We start from the raw sequence: 21497 nt of genomic DNA, 5'->3' as shown, positions 1-21497 counted from the left end.
CATTGTCCTACAAAGTGGATTTTCCTTGTGTGCGTTATCGAACTTAAGCCTTACCCTCCGGGGCTTTTCCGGCCCCGACGCGGCGGGCGTTAGCCAAGGAAGTCTTCGAGCAGCCTGGCCAGCGGCTCTGGCTGGTCGTGATGCAGCATGTGGCCGGCGTCCACAATGACGGCGGTGCGCACCTGCGGGACGGACTGCAGGCGCTCGTGGTACTCGGCCAGGGTGTATTTGCCTTCCCACCACTTGCCCAGCGAATCATCGGAAGCCTCGACCGCCAGCGTGGGCGCACTGATGCGCCGGTAAATCTCCAGCACCTCGTCGACCCGGTAGAGCTGGGCATTGGTGACCTTGTGGGCCGCGTCGCCCAGGATGCGCCACTGGCCCTGGGCGTCGGGCGCGGCCCAATGGCGGGCCAGCCAGTCGGCCTTCTCCTGGCTCAACCGGGGGTTGGTCCGCATCAGGCGCCGGGCCACGCCGTCCACGTCGTTGTAGGGTTTGAGCGCCATCTCGCCCTGGTGCAGGCTTTTGAGCTCGTCCATCCATTTGGCAAAACGTCCGGGCGCCTGGCTGGGCCGGGTCGCGGGCATGCCGAAGCCTTCGAGGTTGACCAGTTTGCGGATGCGTTCGGGCCGCACGCCGGCGTAAAGCATGGCGACGTTGCCGCCCATGCTGTGGCCGACCAGGTCCACCGGCTGGCCGGGCGCGTAGTGGTCGAGCAGGAAATCGAGGTCGGCGAGGTAATCGGGGAACCAGAAATTGTCGGCACCCAGTGTGCCGGTCTGGCCGTAACCGCGCCAGTCGGGCGCCAGAATGGTCCGGCCTTGCGCAAAGGCGTCGGACAGGGCGTCGACGACAAACTGGTAGGACGCGGCCACGTCCATCCAGCCATGCACCAGCACCAGCGGTGGCAGGCTGCTCTGGGTCTCACCCCAGTGAAGCACGTGGTAGTTGATGCCGCGTATAGGGACATACTCGCTGCGGGAAAGACGGTTTTCTTTGTACATTGGTGCTCATCATAAGGAGACCCGATTTGAAGCGCAGTCAAGACAGGGACATCAGGGAGGTGGCCGCCGCGCCGCAGCCCGACCATTACGCCGCCCTGCACAGCAGCTTTCGCTGGCAGGTGGACGACGACTTCAACATCGCCGACGTCTGCTGCCGGCGCTGGGCGGAGGGCAGTGGCCAAAGTGCCGGCAAAAGCGCTCCCAAAAGAGTAGCTATCCGCGCCCACCAGACGGGGGCTGCGACCACTTTTTATACCTATGTCCAGCTGCAGCAGGCCGCCGACGCACTGAGCCACGTGCTGGTGCAACTGGGCGTGCAGCGCGGCGACCGGGTGGCGATTGTGATGCCGCAGCGTTTCGAAACCGCCGTGGCCTACATGGCGGTGTTCCAGATGGGCGCGGTGGCCATGCCGCTGTCCATGCTGTTCGGCCCCGAGGCGCTGGAGTACCGCCTGCAGGACAGCGACGCGGTGCTGGCCATCTGCGACGAAAACTCGATCACCAGCGTCAACGCCATACGCAGCCGCTGCCCGGCCCTGCGCACGGTTGTCGCAGCCGGTGCGGCGGCGGGCCAGGGTGACGTGGACTACGAACCCGCCCTGGCGGCGCAGCAGCGCGCCTTCACCGCGGTGAAAACCAAAGCCGATGAAGCGGCCATCCTGATCTACACCAGCGGCACGACCGGCCCGCCCAAGGGCGCCTTGCTGGCGCACCGCGCGCTGATCGGTAATCTGCCGGGGTTTGTCTGCAGCCAGAACTGGTTTGGCTTTGACCCGTATCCCGATTCCAAAACTCCCTCCCCCGCGCGGGGGAGGGCGGGGGTGGGGGCGAGCACAAAAGGGGCAAAGCCCAGTCTGCCGGAGCCAGAAACGCAAAGCGTTTTCTGGTCACCGGCGGACTGGGCGTGGACGGGTGGGCTGATGGACGCCTTGCTTCCCACGCTGTATTTCGGCCGGCCCATCGTCGCCTTCAACGGCCGCTTCAGCCCCGAGCTGGCCTTCACGCTGATGGCGCAGCAGGGCGTGACGCATACCTTTCTGTTTCCGACGGCGCTCAAAGCGATGATGAAGGCCTACCCGCACCCGCGCCGGCAGTTCAAGCTCAAGCTGCAGGCCATGATGAGCGCGGGCGAAGCGGTCGGCGACGCAGTGTTTGCGTACTGCCGCGACGAGCTTGGTGTGCTGGTCAACGAGATGTTCGGCCAGACCGAGATCAATTACGTGGTCGGCAACTGCTCGGCCCTGTGGCCGGCCCGGCCCGGCAGCATGGGCAAGGCCTATCCGGGGCACCGCGTGGCGGTGATCGACGACAACGGCAATGAATGCCCGGTCGGTGTGCCCGGCGACGTGTCGGTCAACCGGTTCGATATCCACGGCGATCCGGACCCGATCTTCTTTCTGGGTTACTGGAAAAAGGAGGCCGCCACGAAGGCCAAGTTCAGCGGCGACTGGTGCCGCACTGGCGATCTGGCCACCCGCGACGAAGATGGTTACCTCTGGTACGAAGGCCGGGCCGACGACGTGTTCAAGGCCGCCGGTTACCGCATCGGCCCCGGCGAGATCGAGAACTGCCTGGTCAAGCACCCGGCCGTGGCCAATGCGGCGGTGGTGCCCAAGCCCGACCGTGAACGCGGCGCTGTGGTCAAGGCTTTCATTGTGCTTGCTCCTGATTTTGTAGCTGCTCGCGCAGCACAGGCGGGGGCTGAAGGCAAGTTTGACCTCAAACTCACGGCCGAGCTGCAGGCCCACGTCAAGGGCCTGCTGGCGCCCTACGAATACCCCAAGGAGATCGAGTTCATCGATGCGCTGCCGATGACCACCACCGGCAAGGTGCAGCGGCGCGTGCTGCGGCTCCAGGAAGAAGAACGCTTTCGCCAGGCAGGCTGAGCAGTCCTTCTTTACCAGCAGGGGCCGCAGATCTGGCTTTGCCAGGCGCAGGCGCCGTCCCCTGGAAGGGGAGAGGGCGCAGGTGCAGTGCTGCATGCCTGACGGAACAAATAATAGCGATGGATTTTGGGTCAGGGCAAGGCGCAAACCACAGCGATACCCGAGGTATCGCGCGGATTTGCAACGCCGCCATGGCACAAAAGGCGCGGTTTTATGTTTCGGCGGGCGTGCAACACTGCACCAAACGCAGTGAGCGCCAACAGGGGTGAGCCCGATTCAGGCCGGCGGCGTGCGGGGTAGGGTGACGGTAAACGTCGTGCCGCTGGCGGCATCCGACGTCAAGGCGATGTGTCCGCCATGCGCGCGAACGATTTCCTGGCAGATGAACAGGCCCAGGCCCAGCCCTGTGGCTTCCCGTCGCTCGCCCTTGCCGGAGACCATGCCGCGGACCAGCGGCTTGAAGATCAGCTGCTGCTCTTTCAACGGAATCGGTGTCCCCAGGTTGTGCACCGAGAAAGCCACGCCCTCTGCGTTTTCCCACACGCGAACCGTGACCGGCTGGTCTGGCGCACCATGGGTCAGGGCATTGGCCAGCAGGTTGGACAGCAGTTGCCCCATGCGGCCCTCGTCCCAGTAACCGTGGAAGTTGCCGGTACTCTCCATGCTCAGCAGCCTGCGCGGATATCGCACGCGGGTCTCCGCCAGCACCTTGACGAACTGGTTGACCAGGTCGCCGGCCACCGGCTTGATCGGCATCATGCCCTCCGACTGCACACGCGTGAAGTCGACCACATGTTCGATCACGCTGTTGATGCGGACCACGCTGTTGATGATGGTGTCCGCTGCGCTGGCCGGCAGCTTGCCGGAGCGCACCAGGTACTGCGCCGACATGGAGATGGTGCCGAGCGGGTTGCGGATGTCATGGCCGAGGATGCCGATGAACAGGTCGGTTGATTTCTTGGTCTGATCCGTATAGCGCGCCACGGATTCGGCAATCGCCTGGTCCATGGCTTCATTGAAGCGGATCAGGTCGCGCATGTCGTTGTCGTGATCCCGCCCGCCGCCTGCTTTGAGCCAGAGCCGGACGACGCTGGCCCGCAGCGCGCGGTACTCGGTGATCATGGCATCGATGGCGAAGCCGGAGACCATGCGCGTGTCGGCGTGGGTCTCGGCCGCTGTCTCGAGCTCTCCCTGGGCCTGCTTGCCTTGGCCGCGGGATTTTTCTTCCCGGGCGGCATCGGTTTCGGGTTGCTCCAGCTCATTGGCAATGGCCGCGATGATTTCCCCCGCGTGGTCGCGCAAGGCTTTCTGGTCCATCATGGTTCCGTCATGCACCACCGTGGCGGCGAATTCGTCCCACGCGGTGAGGATTTCTTCGGCGTGGGATCGGAGAAAGTTGGAAAGTCGCATGATTGAACTTCTCTGGTGCTGGAACGGCTTCAGGCCATGGCGAGGTGCGTCTTGCCGGTTTCTGCTGGCTCAGGAACCCTGGAATGAAAAAAACCCTCCGGGCCACCGGAGGGTTTTTGCAACTGGAGGCTTGCTTAGCGTGCGGTGGCCTGCACAGGCTCGGCCACATAGATCTCGACGCGGCGGTTTTTGGCACGGCCTTCGTTGGTGTTGTTGTCGGCGATCGGCTCGCGCGAACCGCGGCCGTCGGTGGCGATGCGGTTGCCTGCAACGCCACGCGCGACCAGGTAGTTGCGCGTGCTGTTGGCGCGGTCGATGGACAGCGGGTTGTTGATGGCATCACTGCCGGTGCTGTCGGTGTGGCCGATGATGGTCACCGTGGTCACCGGGTTCTGGTTCAGGCTGGTGGCAAACTGGTTCAGGATCGGTGCGAAGGTGGTGCTCACATCCGAGCGGCCCGTGGCAAACGAGATGTCCGAAGGAATGTCGAGCTTGAGGCGGTTGTCAGCGGTCTGGCTCACAGCCACGCCGGTGCCGGCGGTGGCTTGTTCCATGGCGGCTTTCTGGTCCTGCATGCGCTTGGACCAGAGGTAACCACCGCCTGCACCCACAGCGCCACCGAGCACTGCGCCCTGGGCCGCGCCTTTGGAGCCACCGGTGGCGGCACCGATCACAGCACCGGCGACGGCGCCGATGCCGGCACCTTTGGCCGTGCCCTGCTGGGTTTCGCTCATGTTGGCGCAACCGCTCAGAAAGAGGGCGGCGCAGGTCAGGGAAGTGAGTACGAGTTTCATGGAAGGCTCCTGGGAAGTTGTTGTCAGACGCAAGCGTTAAAGCTTTTGTGAGTCAATGGTAGCGCGGCGAAAATCAGGAATTTGTAAGCCAATCACCCGAGTTCGTGCCCTCCTGCAACAGCAGCGTTGAACCTTTAAACTAGGACTCGTCCCCGGGCGAGCCACCTGCTGCGCCCTTTATCGCGAAATTCCTACCCCTGATTCATGAACAAAATACAACTCGGCAGCAGCGACCTGCAGGTCACCCCCATTTGCCTGGGCACCATGACTTTCGGTGAACAGGTCGACGAAGCCACGGCTCACTCGATTCTTGACCGTTCCCTGGAGCGCGGCGTCAATTTTCTCGACGCGGCGGAGATGTATTCGGTACCGGCCCGCGCGGAAACCTTCGGCGCCACCGAAACCATCATCGGCAACTGGCTGGCCCGGCGACCGGGAGCCCGTGAAAAACTCGTGGTGGCCACCAAGGTCGCCGGCCCGGCGCGCGGCATGCCCTGGATACGCAACGGCAGCCCCGACCTGACGCCGCAGGACATCGTGCAGGCCTGCCACGACAGCTTGAAGCGCCTGCAGACCGATGTCATCGACCTGTACCAGATCCACTGGCCGGCGCGCAATGTGCCGGCCTTCGGCATGGTGTATTTCGACCCGGCCAAGGACAAGACGGTCAGCTCGATCCACCAGCAACTCGAAGCGCTGGGCGGCCTGGTCAAAGCCGGCAAAGTGCGGGCCATCGGCCTGTCCAACGAAACCCCCTATGGCGTGCATGAATTCGTGCGGCTGGCGGAGCAGCACGGCCTGCCCAAGGTGGCGACCGTGCAGAACCCGTTCTGCCTGATCAACCGCACGGTGGAAAACGGGCTGGACGAAACCATGCACCGGCTCGGCGTGTCGCTGCTGGCCTATTCGCCGCTGGGTTTTGGCTTGCTGACCGGTAAGTACGACACCAGTGGCACCTCCGGCGCCGGGGCGCCCGGGGACGCCCGCATCGCGAAATACGAGTCGGTACGCAAGCAGCGCTGGGGCCGGCCCGAAGCGCTGGCCGCCGCGCGCCGCTACAACGCACTGGCGCGCGAACACGGCCTCACGCCGACGCAGCTGGCGCTGGCGTTTTGCTACTCCAAGTGGCAGGTGGCCAGCACCATCATCGGGGTGACCTCGGTGGCGCAGCTCGACGAAGACCTCGATGCCTGGGGCACGCAACTTTCACCCGAGTTGCTGGCCGCTATCGACGCGATCCGCTGGGAGCTGCGCGACCCCGCGCTGTAAATATGGTTTCCCCCCGAAGCGCCTTCGGCGCCTCCCCCAAGGGGGCGCCATCTGCGGCCCGGCAAAGCCGGTTCCGCGCTGGCACTTGAACGGAAGCACCGCAGTGAGCAAAAAAGCCCACGTGTCAGAGACCCCGGCAACGCAGATGTTGAAGACCGCCGGGGTGACATTCACCGAGCACCCGTACGAGTACCTCGAGCACGGCGGCGCGCAGCACAGCGCCGAGGTGCTCGGGTTCGATCCGTTCACCGTGGTGAAGACCCTGGTCATGCAGGACCAGGACGCCAAACCGCTGCTGGTGCTGATGCACGGCAACCGCAAGGTGTCGACCAAAAACCTGGCGCGCCAGATTGGCGCCAAGTCGGTCGAACCCTGCCAGCCCGAGGTGGCGAACCGCCACAGTGGCTACCTGGTGGGCGGCACCTCGCCGTTCGGCACGCGCAAGGTGATGCCGGTGTATATCGAGGAAAGCATCCTGGCCTTGCCTAAAATCGCCATCAACGGCGGCCGGCGCGGTTACCTGGTGGGCATCGCGCCGCAGGTGTGCGTGGACCTGCTGGGTGCAGAATCGGTCCACTGCGCGCTGGCTGACTGAAGACAGAACAACAACACCGGGGAATACCATGGACTACGTTTATTTCACTCTGGCCGTGCTGACGGCCTACCTGATCGGCTCGCTGTCGTTCGCGGTCATCGTCAGCCGCCTGATGGGCCTGAGCGACCCGCGCAGTTACGGCAGCAAGAACCCCGGCGCCACCAATGTGCTGCGTTCGGGCAACAAGGCCGCTGCTGCGCTCACGCTGCTGCTCGACGGCCTCAAGGGCTGGTTGCCGATGGCGCTGGTCATGTGGTTCGGCCGGGACTACGGCATGCGCGAAGGCACGCTGGCCGCGGTGGGCCTGGCGGCCTTCGTCGGCCATCTTTACCCGGTGTTTTTCGGCTTCCAGGGCGGCAAGGGGGTGGCGACGGCGGCCGGCGTACTGTTTGGCGTGCACTGGGTGCTGGGCCTGGCGACACTGGCCACTTGGGTCATCGTGGCCTTCTTCTCGCGTTATTCGTCGCTGGCGGCCATTGCCTGCGCCATTTTTGCGCCCTGGTATTACCTGATCGGCGACCGTTCGTTCTGGTATGTGGACAAGATGATCGCGCTGGCCGTTGTGGCGATGAGTGCCTTCCTGATTTTCCGGCACCGGGAAAACATCAACAAGCTGCTCAAGGGAACAGAGTCGAAGCTGGGCGCGAAGAAGAAGGGCTGAGGCGGGCCGTTGCTTGCTATCAATCAGATAGCTACCGGCGCTTGTGCAGCATGGGCTGCGGCCTTTTTTTTGATTCTAGAAGCGCTTGACCAATGTCATCTGGTCGTTTTCGCGGATCATCTGGAAGCGCGTCAGAAAGCTGTTGCCCAGCAGCATGTAGGGCATGGGCTGGGGTGACACCACCGCGTCGATGTCGTAGACCTCGACATCACCGACCCGCACGGAGCCGAGTTTGACGCGAAAGCCCTGGGTCACGCCGTTGGCGGTGCTCATCTGCACCGGTTGCCCGTTCTTGTAGCTGATGCCGGCGCGCTCGGCATCGGCCGCGCTCATGGCCACGCCGGTTGCGCCGGTGTCCACCATGAACTGCACCGCCCGACCGTTGATCTGGCCCGGGGTGAAGAAATGGCCACCGGTGCCCGCTGTCAGCACGATGCGGCTGCCCTTGCCGGCGCCACCGCCCGTGCCACCGCCCGCACCGACGCTGACCGGTGCATCGCCGACACGCACGGTGTGGCGCTTGCCCGAGAGGTCAAGCACGGCCTGGTCGCCGGTCGTGGAAACCACCTTCACCCCCTGGTGGGATTCCCCGGGCGCCACCGATTTCGGGGCACCGCCATTAACGATCAGCAACGCCTTGCTGCCCAGCATGCCGGCCAGTGCGACGCTCTGGGCCTGCGCCATGCTGCTAAAGGCCGCCAGCGCGATGAGCAAGAGTGTGAGGCGTCCCCATCCCATGCCAGCCGGGGCCGCGGAACCGGCTTCGCCGGGCCGCAGGCGCAGCGCCCCCGAGGGGCTGGAGCCTGCGGCTCCAAAGCTGCTTGAGCAGCTTTGGACAGGCGACAGAAGCGAAGCCTCTGGCGAGCGGCGGCCTGCAAGGCCTCGCGAACCACACGCAGTGGGGAGCGTGGGGGCCACGTCTAATCCCTGAAGTTGTTGAAGCTCAGCGGCATGTCGGGCAGGTCCGCCTTGATCATGGCCATCGCTTCCTGCAGGTCGTCGCGGTTCTTGCCGGTGACCCGCACCGCGTCGCCCTGGATGGAGGCCTGCACCTTGACCTTGCTGCCCTTGATCAGTTGCGAGATTTTTTTTGCCTGCTCGGCCTCGATGCCGTTGCGCACCTTGATGACCTGCTTGACCTTGTCGCCGCCGATTTTCTCGACCTTGCCGGCGTCGAAAAAGCGAACGTCCACGCCGCTTTTGGTGGCCTTGTTGCGCAGGATGTCGGTGATCTGATCGATCTGGAAGTCGCTGTCGCCGATCAGCGTGATTTCCTTCTCCTTGAGCTCGATGGCTGCTGCCGTGCCCTTGAAGTCGAAACGTGTGCCGATTTCCTTGGCAGTGTTTTCGACCGAGTTTTTGACCTTGACCAGATCGGCTTCGAGAACGGTGTCAAAAGAGGGCATGGTGTTCCGGCTTCCGGGGTTACGTTGCAGGGTTGTCGGGGTGCGACAATCCTGCGATGTTAGTCGAGAAAAACGTTCCCCTCCAGTTTTCCAATACCTTTGGCATCATGGCCAAGGCCCTCACGCTGGTGCGTATTGCCAGCGAAGAGGACGTGGCCGCCGTGCTGGCCGATCCGGTTCTGCAGGCGGCCCCCAAGTTCGTGCTGGGCGGCGGCAGCAACATTGTCATCACCGGCGACGTCAAACCCGTCGTGCTCAAGGTGGAGATCATGGGCAGGAAGCTGGTCGGAGAAACCGCAAAAGCCTGGATCGTCGAGGCGGGCGCCGGCGAGAACTGGCACGAGGTGGTGGCCTGGTCCCTGCACAACGGTTACCCGGGCCTGGAAAACCTCGCCATGATCCCCGGCACCGTGGGCGGCTCGCCGGTGCAGAACATCGGTGCCTACGGCGTGGAGCTGCAGGACCGTTTCGACTCGCTGGACGCCATCGATCTGGGCACCGGCCAGAGCTTCACGTTGAACGCGGCGCAATGCGCGTTTGGCTACCGCGATTCGGTCTTCAAACACAGCAGCACCGGCCCGAACGGGCGCCCCGGCCTGGGGCTGGCCGGCAAGGCCCTGATCACGCACGTGCGTTTTGCACTGCCCAAAGCCTGGAAGCCGGTGCTGGGTTATGCCGACATCGAGAAAAAGATGGCGCAGTCCGCGATCACCCAGCCCGATGCGCTGCAGATTTATGAGTGGATCTGCGAGATCCGCAAGGCCAAGCTGCCGGATCCCAAGGTCATCGGCAATGCCGGCAGCTTCTTCAAGAATCCGACCGTGACGCCCGAGCAGTGCGCCGACATCATCCAGCGCGAGCCCAAGATCGTCCACTACCACCTGGACGACGGCTCGGTCAAACTCGCCGCCGGCTGGCTGATCGACGCCTGCGGCTGGAAAGGCAAGAGCATCGGCAACGCCGGCGTGTACGACCGTCAGGCCCTGGTGCTGGTCAACCGCGGCGGCAGTACCAACCCGGTGACCGGCGGCGAGGTCATGACCCTGGCCAAAGCCATCCAGACCAGCGTGTATGAACGTTTCGGCATCCTGCTGGAGCCGGAACCGGTGGTGGTCTAGCGGGTTTGCTGGCCTGCACTTGCTACTATATTCATAGCTGCTTGCGCCCGTTGGACGGTGCTTCGAGCACTTTTGACCTGAAATAAGGGTTTCGGCGCCTCGAGAACGGTTTTTTGGCCGGTTTTATGCCCGGTCAAGCCAAAGCGGCTGGGCCGGCGTTGCACGTGGGGTGGGGGAAGCTGAATTTTTTTTCCGGGCATCTGCGCTCTGTTCAAGCTTGCTTTCATGCTTGCGTTTCATATTAAAGATTGGTTTAATGTGATTTCGTCAAATTAAAGAACTCTTTCACACCATGCGCAGCACCGGCACCTACGCCACCTCTACCACCTCGGGCGAGTCCGTGCAGGCGTTTGTGCCGCACGCACTGCCGCCCGCCAAGCCAGCGCTGGCGCCCGAGTCCTTCGTGGAGGCCAACCGTGCGGCCGAGCTAGCGCTTGCCCGGTTGTCAGGCGTTGCCGGGTTGGTGCCGTCGGTGGACTGGCTGCTCTACAGCGCCATTCGCAAAGAGGCGCTGCTGACCTCGCAGATTGAAGGCACCCAGGCCACGCTCGCAGATTTGTTTGACGAAGAAGCGGGTTTTGCGGTCAGCAACACCGACGACGTGGAAGAGGTCACCAACTACCTGCGCGCCTTCCGGCTGGTGCAGTCGCAACTGCGTGACCCGGCTGGCTTGCCCTTGAGCGTGCGCTTGCTGTGCGATGCCCATCGGCTGTTGCTGGATGGCGCGCGGGGCAACGGCAAACAACCGGGCGAGTTGCGCCGTTCGCAAAACTGGATTGGTGGCACACGGCCTGGCAATGCGGTGTTTGTGCCGCCACCGCCTGAGCGGGTGCCTGCCTTGCTGGCAGACTTGGAGCGCTTCGTCCACGACCAGGACAATGGCTCGCAACCCCTGCCGCCGCTTGTGAAAACGGCACTGGTCCATCTGCAGTTCGAGACGATTCACCCCTTTCTGGATGGCAACGGCCGCATCGGGCGCCTGTTGATTGCCGCGCTGCTGGAGCATTGGGGCTTGCTGCCCGAGCCGCTGATGTACCTCAGCGGCTACCTGAAGCAACACCAGGCCGAGTATTACCGCCGCCTGTCCAGCGTGCGCACTGAAGGCGACTGGGAAGGCTGGGTGACTTTTTTCCTGGAGGGCGTGGCCACGGCGGCCCACGATGCCGAGCGCAACATTGTGACCATCGCCACATTGCTGGCTACCGACCGCCGCAGTTTGCTGGCTGCGCCCAAAGCCGGACCCAGCAGCTACCGTTTGTTTGAAATGCTGCCCATGATGCCGCGCTTCACCATCGACCAAGTGCGCCAGAGGCTGGCCACCAGCTTCCCCACCGCCACGGCGGCGGTCAAGGTGCTGGAAGATTTGGGCATCGTCACCGAGCTAACCGGGCAGAAGAAAAACCGCAGCTACAGTTACACGGCGTACATTGCGCTGCTGGCTGAATAAGAAATTCGAGGGGGAGTTAAAAACCTATGCCAATCCCAAAATATGACGATCTTTTCAATCCACTGCTACAGGCAGTTCGAAACTTGGGTGGATCAGCTTCTGTTGCTGAACAAGAGGATGAGGTCGCAACGATTCTGAAATTGACGGATGCCGAGGTCTCGGAAATCCACCGAGGCAATCGCACCAAGCTCAGCTATAGATTGGCTTGGGCCAGAAACTACTTGAAGCGTTACGGGGTTCTCGACGATTCATCTAGAGGTGTTTGGGCTCTAACGAGTGAAGGGCAAAAACATCAGACGTTGAGTAAAGACATAGTCAAGAAATTTGTTCAATCCCTAGACCGAGATACGGTGAGCGGTGGCAGTGAGGTTGACCATGTCGATGTCTCAGATGAACTCAAAGATATTGATTGGGAAGACAAGCTGCTGGCGGTCATAAAAGCAATGCAACCGGATGCATTTGAACGCTTGTGCCAGCGTCTCCTTCGGGAGTCAGGATTCATTCAAGTTGAAGTGACTGGGAAAACAAATGATGGAGGGATAGATGGGAAAGGCGTTGTCCGGATTGGTGGACTCCTATCTTTTCATGTGATTTTTCAATGCAAGAGATACCAAGGTAGCGTTTCTTCCCCTGTCGTTCGAGATTTTCGAGGGGCGATGGTTGGTCGCGCTGACAAAGGCTTGCTAATCACAACAGGTACGTTCACTAAAGATGCGAGGACTGAGGCGCAACGAGACGGTGCACCGCCAATCGATCTGATCGACGGTGAGGCGCTGGTGGAAAAACTAAAAGAGTTGCGAATTGGAGTTCAGATCAAGGAGCGCGTTGTTGAAGAAGTTTTTATTGATGAGGCGTATTTTCAGAACGTTTAGCCACCTCGAAAAACTAAAAAGCCCGCATCTGCGGGCTTTTTAATCTCAAAGGAAGGTACAGGCTACTTTCCCAGCTTCAGGAAATCATCCCCCTTGCCGAGCTCCAGCATCCCGGCATTGGAGTAAATGCCTAGCTTGGCGCGGGTGTCGGTGATGTCCAGATTGCGCATGGTCAGTTGCCCAATGCGGTCCAGCGGGCTGAACGGCGCGTCTTCCACTTTTTCCATGCTCAAACGCTCAGGCGCGTAAGTCAGGTTGGGCGATTCGGTATTCAGCAGCGAATAGTCGTTGCCACGGCGCAGTTCCAGCGTGACGGTGCCGGTGATGGCGCTGGCGATCCAGCGTTGGGCGGTTTCGCGCAGCATGATGGCCTGGCTGTCGAACCAGCGGCCTTGGTACAGCAGGCGGCCCAGCTTGCGCCCGCTGTCGCGGTACTGCTCGATGGTGTCTTCGTTGTGGATGCCGGTGACCAGGCGCTCGTAGGCGATGAACAGCAGCGCGAGGCCCGGGGCTTCGTAGATGCCGCGGCTTTTCGCTTCGATGATGCGGTTTTCGATCTGGTCGCTCATGCCCAGGCCGTGGCGGCCGCCGATTTCATTGGCCTTGAGGATCAGGCTGACCAGGTCGGGGTAGTGCACGCCGTTGAGTGCGACGGGACGGCCTTCTTCAAAGGTCACGCTCACTTCTTCGGCCTTGACGACGCAGTCGTCTTTCCAGAAGGGCACGCCCATGATGGGGTTGACGATCTTGATGCCGCTGTTGAGGTTTTCCAGGTCTTTGGCTTCGTGCGTCGCGCCCAGCATGTTGCTGTCGGTGCTGTAGGCTTTTTCGGCGCTCATCTTGTAGCCAAAGCCGTTGGCGGTCATGAAGGCGCTCATCTCGGAGCGGCCGCCCAGCTCGTCGATGAACTGCTGGTCCAGCCAGGGCTTGTAGATCTTCAGCGCGGGGTTGGTGAGCAGGCCGTAGCGGTAAAAGCGCTCGATGTCGTTGCCCTTGAAGGTGGAGCCGTCACCCCAGATGTTCACGTCGTCTTCCTTCATGGCGCTGACCAGCATGGTGCCGGTCACGGCGCGGCCCAGCGGCGTGGTGTTGAAGTAGGTGGAACCCGCGGTGGTGATGTGGAAGGCGCCGGCCTGCAGCGCGGCCAGGCCTTCAGCAGCCAGTTGCGGGCGGCAATCAATCAGGCGCGCCTTGATGGCGCCGTATTCCATGGCCTTGCGCGGGATCTCGTCGTAGTCGGCCTCGTCAGGCTGGCCCAGGTTGGCGGTGTAGGCGTAGGGCAGGGCGCCCTTCTGTTTCATCCACAAGAGCGCGGCGCTCGTGTCGAGGCCCCCGGAGAAGGCGATGCCGACCTTTTGGCCGGCGGGAATGTTTTGCAGGATGGTGTTGGACATGTAGTGGCCTCTAGCCCTTGTGGATTAATCGCAGGCTGCTATGAAATTAAGAGTAAATCGCCTGCGGATCAACCGAAGTGGCAGATGTAGTGATAGGCCTCGCCGACACGGATGTCGAAGGACGAGTTGCCCGGCACGCTGAATTTTTCACCCGCGACGGACTTCACCCAGGCGTCGCTGCCGGCGAGTTTGTACTCGCAGGCGCCAGCCACACATTCCATGATCTCGGGCGCACCGGTCTTGAAGGTCAGCGTCGAGGGCAGCACCACGCCGACGGATTTTTTGGTGCCATCGGGGAAGGTGATGCCATGGCTGACACACTTGCCGTCGAAATAGACATTGGCCTGGGTGGTGACGCTGATGTTGTCGATTTTTTCTGTAGTCATGGTCGTGTGAAGGTGGGCGGGGGAAACATCCGGCTGCCGGGCTGGGGATGCAAAGCCCCTGATTTTAGGTCACCCGGGCCGCCGGCACGCGGCGGGCTGGTCTTGACGGGGTGAGGGCCCTGAATCCGATCGGCCATTTCAGGCGTATCACGAATGCAGGACAATCAGGTCCATGAAAGCAGAAAGCCCGGATACCCAATTGATCGCGCTCATTGACCGCGTGGCACTGGCCGATGAATCGGCGCTCAGGGAGCTGTATGAACTGACCTCTTCCAAGCTGTATGGCGTGGCGGTGCGTGTGGTCAGCAACCGAAGCTGGGCCGAGGACGTGCTGCAGGAAGCCTTCATCAACATCTGGCGCATTGCAGGCGACTACAAGGCGACGCTGTCGCCGCCCATGGCCTGGCTCTGCCTGATCGTGCGCAGCCGGGGGCTGGACTTCCTGCGGCGCCGCAACTCCGACCGGGCCGATGCGGTGCAAGAGCTTGACGATGTGCTGTCCGACACGCTGGAAGGCGACTCCGCCAACCCGATGGACACCGCGCTCGCGGGCGAGCAGGCCTGGGCCCTGCACCAGTGCCTGAGCCAGTTGGGAAACAAGCAGCGCGAGGTGGTGAGCCTGGCCTACCTGCGCGACTTGAGCCACGGCGAGCTGGCCGAGCAGCTCAAGCTGCCGCTGGGCACCGTGAAGACCTGGATACGCCGCGGCCTGGAGCAGTTGCGCGGCTGCATGGCCCGGTTTGCCTGAGATGAAACCGATGTTTGATTTGTTTGATCTGTTTGCTCTGTTTGTTCCCGCTGCGTTGCGGCGGGAAACTTCTGAAGAAGGTGGCGTATGAACCTGACCCGCAATCCCGCGCTGATCGATCAGCTGGCGGCCAGTTATGCGCTGGGCACCTTGCGTGGCGGTGCACGGCGCCGGTTCGAGGAACTGGCTCGCACCCATGCCTCGGTGCGCGCCGCCGCGCTGATCTGGCAAGGGCGCATGGCGTCGGTTACCGAACTGCAGGCGCAGGAGGCGCCCAGCCCGGCGGTCTGGAAGCGGATTGAAAACCTCATCCAGGCGGACAAGCAGGCCCGGGCCATGCAGGCCGCGCGGCAGGCGCCTGCGGGCCGCGTCAGCGCGGGCTGGTGGGCCAGCCTGGGCTTGTGGCGCGGGGCTTCAGCCGCCGGTGCCATGGCTGCCGTGGCTGCCGTGGTGGTGGGCGTGAACCTGAACACCCAGCTCAATGGTCAGGTCCGGGAGTTGAGTGCCAAGCTCGCGGCCACGCCTGAAATCCAGTACGTTGCCGTTCTGGCGGATGACAAGGCGGCGCCCTCGGTGCTGGTGACCTACGACCCCAAACACAGCCTGCTGCAACTCAAACACGTGGGCCAGTTCCACCCCGCGCCCGACAAGTCCCTGCAGCTGTGGGCGCTGCCCCCCTCGGGCGGTCCCAAGTCGCTGGGGGTGCTGGGTGACGGAACCGTGGTTCGCCTTCCCGCGCGCAGCGGCGAGGTCAATCAGGTGCCGGCGCTGGCCATCAGCCTGGAGCCCAAGGGCGGCGTTCCGGCCGGCAGTGGGCCGAGCGGGCCGGTGCTGTTCAAGGGTGCGCTGCTCCAGACCACGCTGTAGAGCCGGAAAGCGCCTCGGGCTTCAGCGGCCGGCAACAAAAAAGGGGCTAAAAAGCCCCTTTTTTTGTTTGACCGGCTTAGCGCCAGTGGCGGTGTCCGTAGCCGCCGCGGCTGTAACCGAAATTGAGCGACACGCCCACCGGTGGGTAGTAGGGCCGCGGGTAATAGCCGGGGTAGGCCACTACCGCCGGCTGCACATAGACCGGCTGCGAATACACCGGTTGGGCATAAACAGGTTGGGCATAGACGGGCTGCGAATACACGGGCTGCGCGTACACCGGCTGGGCTGGCTGGGCATAACCTGGCTGGACACCGGCCTGTGGCGCGGGCATCGCGCCGACCGGCGTGACCTGCAGCCGCACATACAGGCCGGGGTCGTTGGGCATCTGCACGGTGTGCTGCTTGTCGGCGTATTCGTAGACCACGTTGTAGTGCGTGGTGCGGTTTTCGTAGGACATCTGGGTGCCGCATTGCTGCACGTTCTGCACCTGGCTGCGGTTGCCTTCGATGTTGTTGCCGACCATGGCGCCGCCGACCAGGCCGATCATGGTCGCCAGGGCACGGCCGCCGCCATCACCGATGGCATTGCCCATCGCGCCGCCGGCCAGGGCGCCCATCACGGCGCCGGCGCCCGAGGGCGGAGCTTCGGTGACCATGGGCTGGACGGAGCAGACCTGGCGCGGCACGCTGACCTGCTGGACCACCGGGGTGCTGGAGATCACGCGCGCCAGGATGTCCATGGCCGAGGCGTTGACGGCAAACAGCCCGGAGGCTGCGGCGACAGCGGATAAAACAAGTGTTTTCTTCATGATTCAAATCCCTTTTCAGCCGGCTGGAAGAGGCCCGCCCGGGGAGCCAAAATAAAGTCTACCAGTTTAATGATTCAGAGTGGATTTGGTGCACACAAGTTCAGTAAAGCCCTGTAAAGCTGGCCCGGGACCCGGCCGTTTCAAAGCCTTTCCGACCAGCTTTTTTCGTCAAAACCGACCGTGACCTGCGGGCCCCAGTCCACCACCGGCCGCTTGATGACGCTGGGCTGCGCCAGCATCAGGGCCCGGGCGCTGGCCGCGTCCACCGTGGCGGCCTGCAGTTGCGGGTCCAGCTTGCGCCAGGTCGTGCCCTGACGGTTGACGAGTTTTTCCCAGCCCACCGCTTGCTGCCAGGCGGTGAGCCGGTCTGCCGGCACGCCCTGTTTTTTGAAGTCATGAAACGTGTGGGCCACACCGTGCGCGGCCAGCCAGGCGCGGGCTTTTTTGACGGTGTCGCAGTTGGGGATGCCGTAAACAGTAATCATGCGCGCATTTTCGCATGGTTTGACATCAAATTGGCCTTGACCCCTTATGGAGCGGGCGCTGACAGCTATTGATTTGATAGCTATACAACCCCATCCGGCGTACGGATGGGGCCGCGGCAGCAACGGACGCGGCGCGGCAGCGGCGACAATACCGCTTCCATGGACAAGCCCACCACCCTCGACGACTGGCTCGCACACTGCGAGCGCCTGCATCCCCGCGCCATTGACCTCGGACTGGACCGTGTGCGCAACGTCGCCGAACGCATGGCCTTGCGTTTCGACTGCCCGGTCATCACCGTGGCCGGCACCAACGGCAAGGGGTCGAGCTGCGCCATGCTCGAGGCCATCCTGGGGCAGGCCGGCTACCGTACCGGCGTCTACACCTCGCCGCACCTGGTGCATTTTGAAGAGCGCTGCCGCCTGCGCGGCGAGATGGCCAGCGCCGACCAGCTACTGCCGCATTTCGAGCGGGTCGAGGCGCTGCGTGGCGACATTTCGCTGACCTATTTCGAGTTCACCATGCTCGCCATCTTCAGCCTGATGGCTGCGTCCGGCCTGGACGTGGTGATCCTCGAAGTCGGGGTCGGCGGGCGGCTCGACTCGGTCAATATCATTGATGCCGACTGCGCATTGATCACGAGCATCGACATCGACCACACCGAACTGCTGGGCAAGGACAGGGAAAGCATCGGTCTTGAAAAAGCCGGCATCATGCGCGCCGGCAAGCCCGCGGTCGTGGGCGACCCGGTGCCGCCGCAAAGCGTGCTGGACCACGCCGCCGAAGTGGGTGCTGACCTGTGGCGTCTGGGCCATGACTTCAACTTCTCCGGCGACAAGCAGCAGTGGGCCTGGGCCGGCCGCGGTCGTCGTTATGCGGGCCTGGCCTATCCGGCGCTGCGTGGCGCCAACCAGCTGGTCAATGCCTCGGGCGTGCTGGCCGCACTTACCGCCCTGCGCGACCGCCTGCCGGTGACCGCGCAGGCGGTGCGCAACGGGCTGGGCATGGTGGAGTTGCCAGGGCGCTTCCAGATCATTTCCGGCCAGCCGACGCTGGTGCTGGATGTGGCGCACAACCCGCACGCGGTGGCGGCGCTCACCGAGAACCTCGACGCCATGGGGTTTTACCCCTGTACCCACGGCGTGTTCGGCGCCATGGCCGACAAGGATCTGGCGCAGATGCTCAAGCGGGTGGGGCCCCTGGTGGACCGCTGGTATTTCACCGATCTGCCGACCGCCCGCGCCGCCAGGGCCGACGATTTGCTGGCCACGTGGCAGGCGCTGAACACCCGCCAGGATGCCCGTGCCAGCGTCCATGCCGACCCGGTGCAGGCCCTGCAGGCCGCCGTCGCCGCCGCAGACCCCGCTGATAGAATTGTGATCTTCGGATCGTTCTATACGGTGGGAGGTGTTTTGAAGGACGGCCTGCCGCGTCTTTTCGCTCCGCACGCTGCCCCTGAGCGCCACGCTTCATCAACCGATACCTAACGTAACGGATACCGTCATCGCCATGCCGTTTTTCAACTTTCGCCGGGGCCAACCCTCTGCTGCAGCCGGGTCTGCCGCCCAGACCGAGAGCGTGGAAGTGATGCGCAAACGTGCCAAGCACCGCCTGATCGGTGCGGTGGTGCTGGTGCTGGCTGGGGTGATCGGTTTTCCCCTGTTGTTCGACACCCAGCCGCGCCCGGTCGCTGTCGATATTCCGATCGAGATTCCTGCCAAGAGTGGCGTCAAGCCGCTGGTGATGCCGGCGCCGGCCACCGCACCCGCCGCTGCAGCCAGCGCTGCGCCGGTCGTCAGCGACAAGGTCGCCACGCCGTCCAGCCTCTCGCCGCGCGAAGAAATCATCACGGAGAAAAAGGCCGAGGCGCCCGCTGAATCTGCGCAGGATGCTATCAAAAAAGAAGCAAAACCCGAGCCGAAACCGGATCTGAAGCCAGAACCCAAACCAGAGCCCAAGGTCGCGGCCAAAACGCCAACGGCGCCTGCCGGCGACGAGGGCGCCCGTGCCAAGGCCCTGCTCGACGGCAAGGTGCCTGCCGCGGCGCCCGCCACCAAGGCCGCGCCGGCCGAGGCGGAAGGCCGGCTGGTGGTGCAGGTTGGCGCTTTCGCCGATGCCGACAAGGCCCGGGAAGTGCGCCAGAAACTGGAAAGGGCGGGGCTCAAGACCTACACCCAGGTGGCTGACACCAAGGACGGCAAGCGCATTCGCGTGCGGGTCGGGCCTTTTGCCAGCAAGGCCGATGCTGACAAGGCCGCCAGCAAGATCAAAAGCCTTGATTTGCCGGCTGCTGTCCTGACTTTGTAAGCAGCTGACCTGTGGCGGTTGCTGACCTGGCTTTTCTGGGGGTATTGGTGGTGTCGCTGATCATCGGCGCGTGGCGGGGGCTGGTGTACGAGATCCTCTCCGTCCTCGGCTGGGCGCTGTCGTTTTACATCGCGCAATGGTTTGCGCCGGAAGTGGCGACCATGCTGCCGTTGCAGAGCGTCTCTGATCCAGTGCGTTACGCCGCGGCCTTTGTACTGATTTTCATTGTGTCCGTGTTTCTGGCGGGCCTGTTGGCGGTGCTGATCAAGAAGCTGGTGGAGGCGATCGGCCTGCGTCCAGTGGACCGCACCCTGGGGGCGGCCTTTGGCCTGGTGCGCGGGGTGATCCTGCTGCTGGCGGTCACGGTAGTTGTCAACATGACCGCCTTCAAGGCCAGCGCCTGGTGGCAGGAGTCCGTGGGTGCCGGCGTGCTGACCGCGGCGGTCCAGGGCCTGAAGCCGGTGTTGCCCGAACAGTTTGCAAAGTACCTCTAATGATTGGCGAATTGATGAACGGAAATGTATGTGCGGAATAGTTGGTGTTGTCAGTAACGCCCCGGTGAACCAGCTGATTTACGACGGGCTGCTTCTGCTGCAGCACCGCGGTCAGGATGCGGCCGGGATTGTCACGCAGCAGGGACGCAAGTTCTTCATGCACAAGGCCAAAGGCATGGTGCGCGACGTCTTTCGTACGCGCAACATGCGCGCGCTGCCGGGCAACGTGGGCCTGGGCCAGGTGCGTTACCCGACGGCCGGCAACGCCTTCAGCGAAGACGAGGCGCAGCCGTTTTACGTCAACGCGCCGTTTGGCCTGGTGCTGTCGCACAACGGCAACCTGACCAACGCTGCCGAACTCAAGGCGGAACTGTTTACCACCGACCACCGCCACATCAACACCGACAGCGACTCCGAAGTGCTGCTCAACGTGCTGGCGCACGAACTCGAAAAAACCACGCGCGGCCTGCCGCTCACGCCCGCCGACGTGTTTGCGGCCGTGCGCGGCGTGCACAAACGCATCAAGGGTTCCTATGCCGTGGTAGCGCTGATTGCCGGCCACGGCCTGCTGGCTTTTCGCGACCCCTTCGGCATTCGCCCGCTGTGTTTGGGCCACGGCCAGAACGACAGCGGCAACACCGTCATGGTGGCCAGCGAGTCGGTGGCCCTCGAGGGCACGGCGCACCAGTTCGAGCGCGACATTGCGCCGGGCGAGGCGGTGTTTGTGGACATGGAAGGCAAAGTCCACGCCGAGCAGTGTGCCGAGCATCCGCAACTGATGCCCTGCATTTTTGAATTCGTCTACCTGGCGCGGCCTGACTCGGTGCTGGACGGCATCTCGGTCTACCAGGCGCGCCTGAACCTCGGCGAGACGCTGGCCAAACGCGTGGTATCCACCGTGCCGCCCAACGAAATCGACGTGATCATCCCGATCCCCGAGTCCAGCCGCCCGAGCGCGACGCAGCTCGCGCACCTGCTCGGCATTCCCTACCGCGAAGGTTTTGTGAAGAACCGTTATGTGGGCCGCACCTTCATCATGCCGGGCCAGGGCGTGCGCAAGAAATCCGTGCGGCAAAAGCTCAATGTGATCGCCAGCGAGTTCAAGGGCCGCAACGTGTTGCTGGTCGATGACTCCATTGTGCGCGGCACCACCTCCCGAGAGATCGTGCAGATGGCGCGTGACGCTGGCGCCAAAAAAGTTTACCTGGCCAGCGCCGCGCCGCCCGTGCGTTATCCCAACGTCTACGGCATCGACATGCCGACCGCGGCCGAGCTGGTTGCGCATGACCGCACGGTCGAGGAAATCCGCGTCGCCATCGGTTGTGATGCGCTGATCTACCAGGACGTCGAAGGCATGAAACGCGCCATCGGTTCGCTCAACGGCAAGCTCGACGGCTTTGATGCCTCGTGTTTCGACGGCGTCTACATCACCGGCGACATCACGCCCGAGAGCATCGCCAAAATGAACGCGCAGCGCGTGGACAGCAGCGAAGAAGGCGATGTCGATGTTTCGCGCCTGGCGCTGCCCAATCCGCAGGAGGCCTGAGC

The 21497-nt window shown here is 63.2% G+C and carries 22 protein-coding genes; 13 read left to right on the top strand and 9 right to left on the bottom strand.

The genetic code is table 11. The features are described 5' to 3' along the window. Window positions 1-89: 89 nt before the first annotated feature. Window positions 90-1004 (bottom strand): alpha/beta hydrolase, encoded by a 915-nt coding sequence (locus AAG813_RS00835; protein WP_341910816.1) that lies wholly within the window; start codon window positions 1002-1004, stop codon window positions 90-92. Window positions 1005-1063: 59 nt separating this feature from the next. Here AAG813_RS00835 and AAG813_RS00830 point away from each other — a divergent pair, with 59 nt between their 5' ends. Then, window positions 1064-2890, top strand: a complete 1827-nt coding sequence (locus tag AAG813_RS00830; protein ID WP_341911083.1) for an AMP-binding protein — start codon at window positions 1064-1066, stop codon at window positions 2888-2890. Window positions 2891-3166: 276 nt separating this feature from the next. Here AAG813_RS00830 and AAG813_RS00825 read toward each other — a convergent pair whose 3' ends face one another. Further along, window positions 3167-4300 (bottom strand): sensor histidine kinase, encoded by a 1134-nt coding sequence (locus AAG813_RS00825; RefSeq protein WP_341910815.1) that lies wholly within the window; start codon window positions 4298-4300, stop codon window positions 3167-3169. A gap of 134 nt (window positions 4301-4434) precedes the next feature. Then, window positions 4435-5094: an OmpA family protein gene (locus tag AAG813_RS00820; RefSeq protein WP_341910812.1), complete on the bottom strand. Its 660-nt coding sequence runs from the start codon at window positions 5092-5094 to the stop codon at window positions 4435-4437. Between the two features lie 204 nt (window positions 5095-5298). On the opposite strand from AAG813_RS00820, the gene AAG813_RS00815 reads away from it, so the two are divergent. From AAG813_RS00815 to plsY, 3 genes are all read left to right on the top strand, one after another. After that, complete coding sequence (locus tag AAG813_RS00815) at window positions 5299-6363, top strand: aldo/keto reductase (protein WP_341910810.1); 1065 nt, start codon at window positions 5299-5301, stop codon at window positions 6361-6363. 103 nt (window positions 6364-6466) lie between these two features. Next, entirely contained in the window at window positions 6467-6958 is a 492-nt protein-coding gene (locus AAG813_RS00810; RefSeq protein ID WP_341910807.1) for an aminoacyl-tRNA deacylase, read from the top strand. Window positions 6959-6986: 28 nt separating this feature from the next. Beyond that, window positions 6987-7619 carry a glycerol-3-phosphate 1-O-acyltransferase PlsY gene (gene plsY, locus AAG813_RS00805; RefSeq protein WP_341910805.1) on the top strand — a complete coding sequence of 211 codons (633 nt, stop codon included), beginning with the start codon at window positions 6987-6989 and terminating at the stop codon, window positions 7617-7619. A 75-nt stretch (window positions 7620-7694) separates the two neighbouring features. Here the strand turns inward: plsY and AAG813_RS00800 are convergent, their stop codons facing one another. Both AAG813_RS00800 and AAG813_RS00795 read right to left on the bottom strand, forming a co-directional pair. After that, window positions 7695-8357 (bottom strand): TIGR02281 family clan AA aspartic protease, encoded by a 663-nt coding sequence (locus AAG813_RS00800; RefSeq protein WP_341910803.1) that lies wholly within the window; start codon window positions 8355-8357, stop codon window positions 7695-7697. Between the two features lie 182 nt (window positions 8358-8539). Further along, window positions 8540-9025 carry a YajQ family cyclic di-GMP-binding protein gene (locus AAG813_RS00795; RefSeq protein WP_096663397.1) on the bottom strand — a complete coding sequence of 162 codons (486 nt, stop codon included), beginning with the start codon at window positions 9023-9025 and terminating at the stop codon, window positions 8540-8542. 56 nt (window positions 9026-9081) lie between these two features. Between AAG813_RS00795 and murB the strand changes: the two genes are divergently transcribed. The 3 genes from murB to AAG813_RS00780 all read left to right on the top strand — a co-directional run bounded on the left by murB (window position 9082) and on the right by AAG813_RS00780 (window position 12462). Further along, window positions 9082-10143, top strand: a complete 1062-nt coding sequence (murB, locus tag AAG813_RS00790) for a UDP-N-acetylmuramate dehydrogenase (RefSeq protein ID WP_341910799.1) — start codon at window positions 9082-9084, stop codon at window positions 10141-10143. A gap of 292 nt (window positions 10144-10435) precedes the next feature. Next, window positions 10436-11590: a Fic family protein gene (locus tag AAG813_RS00785; protein WP_341910797.1), complete on the top strand. Its 1155-nt coding sequence runs from the start codon at window positions 10436-10438 to the stop codon at window positions 11588-11590. Between the two features lie 26 nt (window positions 11591-11616). After that, window positions 11617-12462: a restriction endonuclease gene (locus AAG813_RS00780; protein WP_341910795.1), complete on the top strand. Its 846-nt coding sequence runs from the start codon at window positions 11617-11619 to the stop codon at window positions 12460-12462. 62 nt (window positions 12463-12524) lie between these two features. Here AAG813_RS00780 and argG read toward each other — a convergent pair whose 3' ends face one another. Beyond that, a complete protein-coding gene (gene argG, locus AAG813_RS00775; RefSeq protein ID WP_341910792.1) occupies window positions 12525-13856 on the bottom strand; it encodes an argininosuccinate synthase in 1332 nt (443 codons plus the stop codon). A gap of 68 nt (window positions 13857-13924) precedes the next feature. After that, window positions 13925-14242 carry a pyrimidine/purine nucleoside phosphorylase gene (locus AAG813_RS00770; RefSeq protein WP_341910791.1) on the bottom strand — a complete coding sequence of 106 codons (318 nt, stop codon included), beginning with the start codon at window positions 14240-14242 and terminating at the stop codon, window positions 13925-13927. A 172-nt stretch (window positions 14243-14414) separates the two neighbouring features. Here AAG813_RS00770 and AAG813_RS00765 point away from each other — a divergent pair, with 172 nt between their 5' ends. After that, complete coding sequence (locus AAG813_RS00765) at window positions 14415-14990, top strand: sigma-70 family RNA polymerase sigma factor (RefSeq protein ID WP_341910789.1); 576 nt, start codon at window positions 14415-14417, stop codon at window positions 14988-14990. An 87-nt stretch (window positions 14991-15077) separates the two neighbouring features. Beyond that, window positions 15078-15857, top strand: coding sequence for an anti-sigma factor (locus AAG813_RS00760; RefSeq protein WP_341910786.1), 780 nt, complete (start codon window positions 15078-15080; stop codon window positions 15855-15857). A gap of 76 nt (window positions 15858-15933) precedes the next feature. Here the strand turns inward: AAG813_RS00760 and AAG813_RS00755 are convergent, their stop codons facing one another. Beyond that, complete coding sequence (locus AAG813_RS00755; RefSeq protein WP_341910784.1) at window positions 15934-16665, bottom strand: glycine zipper 2TM domain-containing protein; 732 nt, start codon at window positions 16663-16665, stop codon at window positions 15934-15936. Between the two features lie 140 nt (window positions 16666-16805). Next, a complete protein-coding gene (locus tag AAG813_RS00750) occupies window positions 16806-17150 on the bottom strand; it encodes an ArsC family reductase (protein WP_341910782.1) in 345 nt (114 codons plus the stop codon). Window positions 17151-17309: 159 nt separating this feature from the next. Between AAG813_RS00750 and folC the strand changes: the two genes are divergently transcribed. Genes folC through purF form a run of 4 tightly spaced genes read left to right on the top strand, consistent with a single transcriptional unit; the run spans window position 17310 to window position 21495 of the window. Further along, on the top strand, window positions 17310-18635 hold the full coding sequence (folC, locus tag AAG813_RS00745) for a bifunctional tetrahydrofolate synthase/dihydrofolate synthase (protein ID WP_341910780.1): 1326 nt from the start codon (window positions 17310-17312) through the stop codon (window positions 18633-18635). Between the two features lie 22 nt (window positions 18636-18657). Next, window positions 18658-19455: an SPOR domain-containing protein gene (locus AAG813_RS00740; protein WP_341910778.1), complete on the top strand. Its 798-nt coding sequence runs from the start codon at window positions 18658-18660 to the stop codon at window positions 19453-19455. Window positions 19456-19466: 11 nt separating this feature from the next. Further along, window positions 19467-19949 (top strand): CvpA family protein, encoded by a 483-nt coding sequence (locus tag AAG813_RS00735; protein ID WP_341910776.1) that lies wholly within the window; start codon window positions 19467-19469, stop codon window positions 19947-19949. 28 nt (window positions 19950-19977) lie between these two features. Continuing rightward, entirely contained in the window at window positions 19978-21495 is a 1518-nt protein-coding gene (gene purF / locus AAG813_RS00730) for an amidophosphoribosyltransferase (protein ID WP_341910774.1), read from the top strand. Window positions 21496-21497 lie beyond the last annotated feature (2 nt).

The organism is Polaromonas sp. YR568, assembly GCF_943371715.1.
In the GTDB taxonomy this organism is placed as follows: Bacteria; Pseudomonadota; Gammaproteobacteria; order Burkholderiales; family Burkholderiaceae_C; genus Polaromonas.
This window is presented reverse-complemented; position numbering and strand designations above follow the sequence as displayed.